The following is a 6,457-nucleotide window of genomic DNA, read 5'->3' as shown; positions in this document are numbered from 1 at the left end:
GGAGCAGGGGCAGCCACGGGGGCGGCCACAGGCGCGGCGGCCACAGGGGCGGCCACGGGGGCGGCGGCAGGAGCAGCGGCGCCGGTCTTCTCGACGGTCACGCTGTAAACCTTGCCGTTGACGGTAACATTGTAGTTCATAGCTTGTTTTCCCCTTTACAATTTGATAGTCTGGCGCTTAAGCGCCGGGTCCAGACCTTTTTCAGGCATCTTCCCTTGGGCAGGGATCTTCCCCACCCATTAAGGGGTGGGGAAAATCCCAAATTGGTGCCATTATAACATTATACGCTCGGATATGTCAAGGTCCGGGCATATTCAGCCCCGTGTCTGTATCCGTTCTTTACAGGACGTCGGCAAAGGCCTGGATGGCGGTGCTGGCCTGGCCGAAGTCCCGCATCTGCTGGTCCACGCCCAGCTTGATGTGGGGCACGCCGGCGGCATCCAGGGCCTTCTTCAGGTAGGGGTACTCCATCTCCTCGGGGTCGCAGAACTGCTGCATGAACAGCACCAGACCCTGGGCGCCGGAGTTCTTCACCAGGTTGGCCACGTACTCGCCGCGGCGGTTCTGGTTGGACTTCTCGTCGTACAGCAGGACCTCGTAGTCCTGGTCGGCAAACTGCTGGGCCAGAGCCATCATGGGATCACCGGTCTCCGCAGCGTCGGTACGGAAGGAACGGCTCTCCTGCGCCACGTCGTCGGCGGCGATGGCGATCTTGTTGTCGTCGAAGATCTGAAGCAGCTTGGGATTGTCGCAGATGATGCCGGAGGTGACCACCTTCTTGCCGGTCCACTTGCACTCGGGCAGGGCCTTCAGCTCGGCGTTCAGAGCCTCCAGCTTCTCAGCGAAGACGGCGGGCTCCATGAACCAGGCGGAACGCAGGACGGCGGAGCGGTTGACGGCAGACACGGCGTCGGGATGCTGGCCGGCCAGCTTGACGAACTCGCGGCGGGCGGCGCGGCTCTTATTCATGACCTTGATGGCCTCGCGCAGAGCCTCGTCGGTGACAGTGGTGCCGGAGATCTTCTCCAGTTCCTTCTTCACATGCATATACTGGTCCACGGTGAACTGCAGGCCGAAAGAGGGCTTGCGGTTCTGGGGATGGGCCAGGAAGATGCAGGGCAGCTTATCCTTCATGGCCACGCGGAAGTTCTGGCTCATGGGACGCAGGGTATCACAGATGGTGGGGGTGATGAGGCCGTCCAGCTGGTCCATGGTGCCGTCCAGCAGCATCTCCAGCGCCAGCTGGGCGATGGTGCAGTAGAAGGTGGCGCAGTACTCCTTGGCCATGGAGATGGTCTTGTTGTTGCTGCCCCAGATGCCCATGGGCACCATGCCGGCGGCCACCACCAGCTCCACGGGAGCATAGTAGGGCAGCACGCCGATGACCTTCTTCCCCTGCTTCTTGTACTCGCTCAGCACAATGTGGGGGTGCTCGGAAACTTCCTTAAATTCCTTCAGCAAAACCTCGGTGCTCATTTTGCCTCGGCCTCCTTCTTCGCTTTGTTGGCCTCCATGGCCTCCACCAGGCCCTGGACGCGGGTCTCATACTGGGCCTCGTTGAAGTTACGGGGATCGGCCTGGTCGCCGTCGAAACCGGCGCAGGGCACACCCAGGTCATCGGTGAAGCGGCGCTGCATCTCGGCCATGTAACCGGACCAGGGCTTGCAGGAACGGTTGTAGTGGACCAGCACGCCGTCCACCTTGTTGTCCCGGCAGATACCCTCACGCCAATCAACGCCCTGCTCGATACAAACGGAGTTGGGGGCCTTGTAGTAGGCGCGGGCCATGCCGTCCAGGTCGTCATAGACGAAGCCGAAGGCGGGGGCGTACACCACGGCGGTGACGTTGACGCCGTTGGCCTTCAAGGGCTTGAACAGGTTGGGCAGCTTGGGCCAGCAGGGGATGCCCTCGAACATGACGCGGTACTGCTCGGGGAAGGGAGTGGTGGTGGCGCCGGTCTTGACGGCCTCAGCCAGGTCCTTCTCCAGCAGCTCGAAGGCCTCGGCGGCCTCCACCTTGGCGCGGGCAGTCACGATGTCGGCCATGTGGTTGAACAGGTCGAAGCCGCTGTAGGGAGCGGGCTTATACTGCAGGTAGTCGCAGACGCGCAGCCAGGCGCTGGCGGTGCGGTTGGCGTTGGCGCAGGCCTGCTCGAACTTCTTCTCGTTGAACTTCTTGCCGGTCAGCTCCTCCAGCTGCTTGATGGCGGCGTCGAACTGAGCGCGGACATAGGCCACGTTGGTGTCGGCCACTTCCACGGTGTTGTTGTAGGGGATGTCGATCATGATCAGGGGGATGTTGCGCATACGGGCGATGTTCTCATACCACTTGGTCATGCAGTTGCAGATGTTGTTGCAGCACAGCACGAAGTCGGGCTGAGGGATCTGCATCTGGCGGTAGGGCTTGATGGCGGCCTTGCGCAGCTCCTTCTCCCGGCCCTCGGGCAGAGCCTCGATCTCATAGATGTCGTCCAGCACGGTGTAGGGCACCATGGTCTTGGGGTCCTTCTTGGGCTTGCCGGTCTCGGGGTCGATGACCACGTTGCCGTTCTCGTCCTTCAGCGGCTTGCCGCTGTTGGGGTTGATGACGTACTCGCCGGTCTCCAGATTCACCTTACGGGACGCGCGCTTGCCGGCGGCATAGGCCAGGCTGATGCGGGCGTAGCCGCAGATGTCGTTGTCAAAGCCCAGGTCCTCAGCGGCCTTGCACATCAGCTCGCCGTCGCGGTTGGCGGCGATGCCGGCGGCCTGGTTCTCGGGGTACATGACGTCCAGGTCAAAAGCGGCGGCCAGCTCGCAGGGGAACTTGGAGCTGGACCAACCCACCAGTCTGCCCTCGGCGTGAGCCTTGCGGGCGTCCGCATGGACATCATCGACGACCTTGCGCAGAGCCAGGACGCCGGGGCTAACAGTTTTAGCCATGTTAGTTTCCTCCCTATATTAAATAGAAATTGCTTTTTCAGAGGGCACTTAGGCCTTCTGCTCCCTTTGGTACTTCTGATAGGCAAACAGGGCGGCGCCCAGAGCGCCGTTGTACTGGGTCAGCGGAGAGGTATGGACGGTGTGACCCAGTTCGTCCTGTAGAGCCTGGACGATGCCCGCATTTTGGGCAACGCCTCCGGTCATGACCACCTGGTCCCGGACCCCCACCCGGTGGGCAAGGCCCACCACGCGGCTGGCCACGGAGCGGTGGATGCCCTTGATGATGTCGCACTTGTCCGTCTCCTGGGCCAGTTGGCTGATGACCTCACTTTCCGCGAACACGGTGCAGGTGGAACTGATGGCCACATCCTTGGTGGACTTGGCGCTCAGCGCGCCCAGATCCTCCACCTTCACCTCCAACACCCGGGCCATTACATCCAGGAACCGGCCGGTACCGGCGGCGCACTTGTCGTTCATCACAAAGTTGGTCATGACGCCGTTTTCGATCTGCAGGACCTTCACGTCCTGGCCGCCGATGTCGATGACCGTGTGGACGTCGGGGAACAGGAAAGCGGCGCCCTTGGCGTGGCAGCTCAGCTCGCTCATCTGGTGGTTGGCAACGGACTCCAGGGAGTTGCGGCCATAGCCGGTGGCCAGGATATAGCTCATATCCCCGGTGGTCATGCCGGCCGCCTCCAGCACCTGGTTAATGGCCCGCTGGGGACCGCTGGTACCGGCGCCCACAGCGATCAGGGATTTGCTGACAATCTCCTTGCCGTCAGCCAGAATGACACACTTGGAGGCGGTGGAACCGATGTCGATTCCGAGGGTGTAAATACTCATAATGTTGTCTCTCCGTCACGAAAATATGGCGCCGGGCGGCGGTGCGTACCACCGCCCGGCTGGCCAGAGCGTTCTTACTTCTTCAGATCGTCGTAGTCCTTGATGGTGCGGGGCAGCAGCATCTGGTGGAAGGGGCAGATGCTCTCGGGATTCTGGTAGCAGGAATCGGTGAAGGCCACGATGTAGTTGCGCATCATGGGCATATCCACGATCTCGTCCACCAGACCGGCCTGGGCGCAGAACAGGGGCTTGGACTTCACGTCATAGTCGTCGATCAGGGCGTTCATCTTGTCGATGGTGGGCTGCAGATCCTTGCCCGCCTTCTGATCCTTGGCCAGACGGCCGGTGTACATGGCGTTGGCGGCGGTCTTGCCGTTCATGACGTTGATCTCAGTGGCGGCAGTGCCCAGAGAGAAGGCGTTGTTGTCGTTGCCCTGGGGGCCGCCCAGGACGTAGTGGGCGGCGGCGGTGCCGCGGCGCAGGGTGATCTCCATCATGGGCAGGTTGCTGCTCTGGATGGAGTAGATCAGGGACTGGCCCAGACCCAGCAGCTCGGCGACCTCGGCGTCATCGCCCACGTCGATGCCGGTGGTGTCCTGGATCCACACCATGGGGATGCGGTCACGGGCGCACAGGGTGACGAACTCGTTCATCTTGATCAGGCCCTGACGGTACAGCTTGCCGCCGGCGCCCATGGACTGGCCGTACTTGGCGACCTTGTACTCGGGGTAGTTGGCAAACACGCCCTGCTGGTTGGCCACCACGCCCACCAGAAGGCCGTCCACCTTGGCCAGGCCGGTGATCATCTCGGGGCCGTAGCCCTTCTTGTACTCCATGAACTGGCTGCCGTCGAACAGGCGGCCGATGACGGAATACATGTCGTAGGGACGGTTCTTGTTATTCAGGACCAGGTCGTACAGCTCCACGTCGGACATGGCGGGGGACTGGGGGGCGTCCACGCGGAAGAACTCCAGGTCGTAGGTGGGCAGCATATCCACGTACTTCTTGATGCCGGCGATCACGCCCTCCTGCTCGGTGTACACCTCACGGAAGAAGCCGGTCTGGCCGAAGTGGATGGAGACAGATCCGGGAGGATCGGCACGCAGGCCCTTGGTGGCCTCGATCTGGGCCAGGGCAGCCTCCATGTCCACATGGGGCTTGGGATTCATGCCGCCCACGATGCCGGCGCCGCCCACGGCCATGTTGGCTTTCTCATGGGCAACCAGGATGGTGGGAGAGATGGAGTGGTAGCCGCCGCCGGCGGGGTTGGTGCCGTGGATGCCCACGATGACGGGGATGCCCATCTGGTTCAGCTCGGAGTTGCGGTAGAAGGGAGTACCGCCGCCGCGGCGGTTGGGGTACACCTTCTCCTGCTGGTCCAGCTCAACGCCGGCACACTCCAGCAGATAGATCAGGGGGATACGCAGCCGCTTGGCGGTGTCGCTGCCGCGGAGCAGGTTGTCGGCCTGGCCGGGGACCCAGGTGCCGGCGTGCTTCTTGTTATCGGAAGCGATGATGCAGCACCACTTGCCGTTGACGCGGCCCAGGCCCTTGACGATGGAGGTGGTGCCGGTCTTGTTGTGCTCGGGGTTGTACAGGCTGTTCAGGGGGCACCAGGTGCCGGGGTCGACCAGCAAGGAGATGCGCTGCATGGCGGTGAGCTGGCCCTTCTTGTTCATATCCTCGTCGGCCTTGCCGTTCTTCAGGCCGTCCACGATATGGGCGTGGATGTCATCCTCGATGGCACGCAGCTCCTCCACGTTCTCGGGATTGGGCCGGACGGCTTTGCCCACCACGGGCATGTTCTGGAAATACCGGGGCATGGAATAGTTACCCAATGTTGATTCCTCCTAAATGTTCAGTATGGATAGGTCTGAGCAGTCTTACTCCTTGGGGACCTTGATGAAGGCCTGGCCGGGGTCGATCTCCTCACGGATCAGCTTGATGATGTCGGGAGAGGGGCCCTCCATCAGCTGGGCGCGGGACACGTCGACCTCAAAGCCGGTGTTCTCCTGGACCATCTCGGGAGAGGAGAAGGGATAGTAGTAAGCCAGGTACATCCGCTTGGTCTCCTCGTCGAACTTCATGATGCCCAGGTCGGTGACCACCATCTGGGGACCGCGGTTGCCGGGCAGGCCGGCGCGCTCACGACCGCCGGGGCCGTCCATCCAGCCGCAGGAGGTGATGTAGTCCACATGGTCAATGAAGCGGCGCTTCTGGTGCTGCATCATGATGATGGTGTTGCAGTAGGTGGCGATGCCGTTGGCGCCGCCGGAGCCGGTGAAGCGGGTGGTGGGCTGGAGATAATCGCCCTTGCCGAAGATGCAGGTGGAGTTCACGTTGCCGTAGGGATCGATCTGGGCGCCGCCGATGAAGGCCACCAGGCGGTCCTCGTCGTGCAGCCACTCGTTGGCCTCAAAGCCCACGAAGCGGATGTTGGGCCACTGCACGGCGCAGTGGGCCATGAAGCGGTTATCGCCCACAGAGCGGGGCACTTCCACGGGATCGCAGTCCATCAGGCCGCTCTCCACGATGGGGTGGCAGGAGGGGCACACAGCCCGCTTGGCCAGAGAGGCGCCGATCAGGGGCAGGCCGGTGCCCACGATAACGATCTGATTTTCCTTGATGTTCTTGGCAATGGCGTAAGCCTGCATCTCCTGCTTGGTATACTTCGTATAATCAGACATTTTTAA

The 6,457-nt window shown here is 62.1% G+C and carries 5 protein-coding genes; all 5 read right to left on the bottom strand.

The window, feature by feature from the left end; all coding sequences use genetic code 11:
- Window positions 1–339: 339 nt before the first annotated feature.
- The 5 genes from hgdB to gctB all read right to left on the bottom strand — a co-directional run bounded on the left by hgdB (window position 340) and on the right by gctB (window position 6,451).
- Complete coding sequence (gene hgdB, locus I6E42_RS04135) at window positions 340–1,476, bottom strand: (R)-2-hydroxyglutaryl-CoA dehydratase subunit beta (RefSeq protein ID WP_235370660.1); 1,137 nt, start codon at window positions 1,474–1,476, stop codon at window positions 340–342.
- Window positions 1,473–2,921 (bottom strand): (R)-2-hydroxyglutaryl-CoA dehydratase subunit alpha, encoded by a 1,449-nt coding sequence (hgdA, locus tag I6E42_RS04130; RefSeq protein ID WP_235370659.1) that lies wholly within the window; start codon window positions 2,919–2,921, stop codon window positions 1,473–1,475. The genes hgdB and hgdA overlap by 4 nt, the downstream gene beginning before the upstream one ends.
- Window positions 2,922–2,969: 48 nt before the next feature.
- Complete coding sequence (hgdC, locus tag I6E42_RS04125) at window positions 2,970–3,764, bottom strand: (R)-2-hydroxyglutaryl-CoA dehydratase activase HgdC (protein ID WP_235370658.1); 795 nt, start codon at window positions 3,762–3,764, stop codon at window positions 2,970–2,972.
- 74 nt (window positions 3,765–3,838) lie between these two features.
- Entirely contained in the window at window positions 3,839–5,587 is a 1,749-nt protein-coding gene (locus I6E42_RS04120; protein WP_412761282.1) for an acyl-CoA carboxylase subunit beta, read from the bottom strand.
- Between the two features lie 60 nt (window positions 5,588–5,647).
- Entirely contained in the window at window positions 5,648–6,451 is an 804-nt protein-coding gene (gctB, locus tag I6E42_RS04115; RefSeq protein ID WP_235370656.1) for a glutaconate CoA-transferase subunit B, read from the bottom strand.
- Window positions 6,452–6,457 lie beyond the last annotated feature (6 nt).

Source organism: Pseudoflavonifractor phocaeensis (assembly GCF_021531815.1).
Lineage (GTDB): Bacteria > Bacillota > Clostridia > Oscillospirales > Oscillospiraceae > Lawsonibacter > Lawsonibacter phocaeensis_A.
The sequence above is the reverse complement of the archived record's forward strand: the minus strand, read 5'-3'. Positions and strand labels throughout refer to the sequence as shown.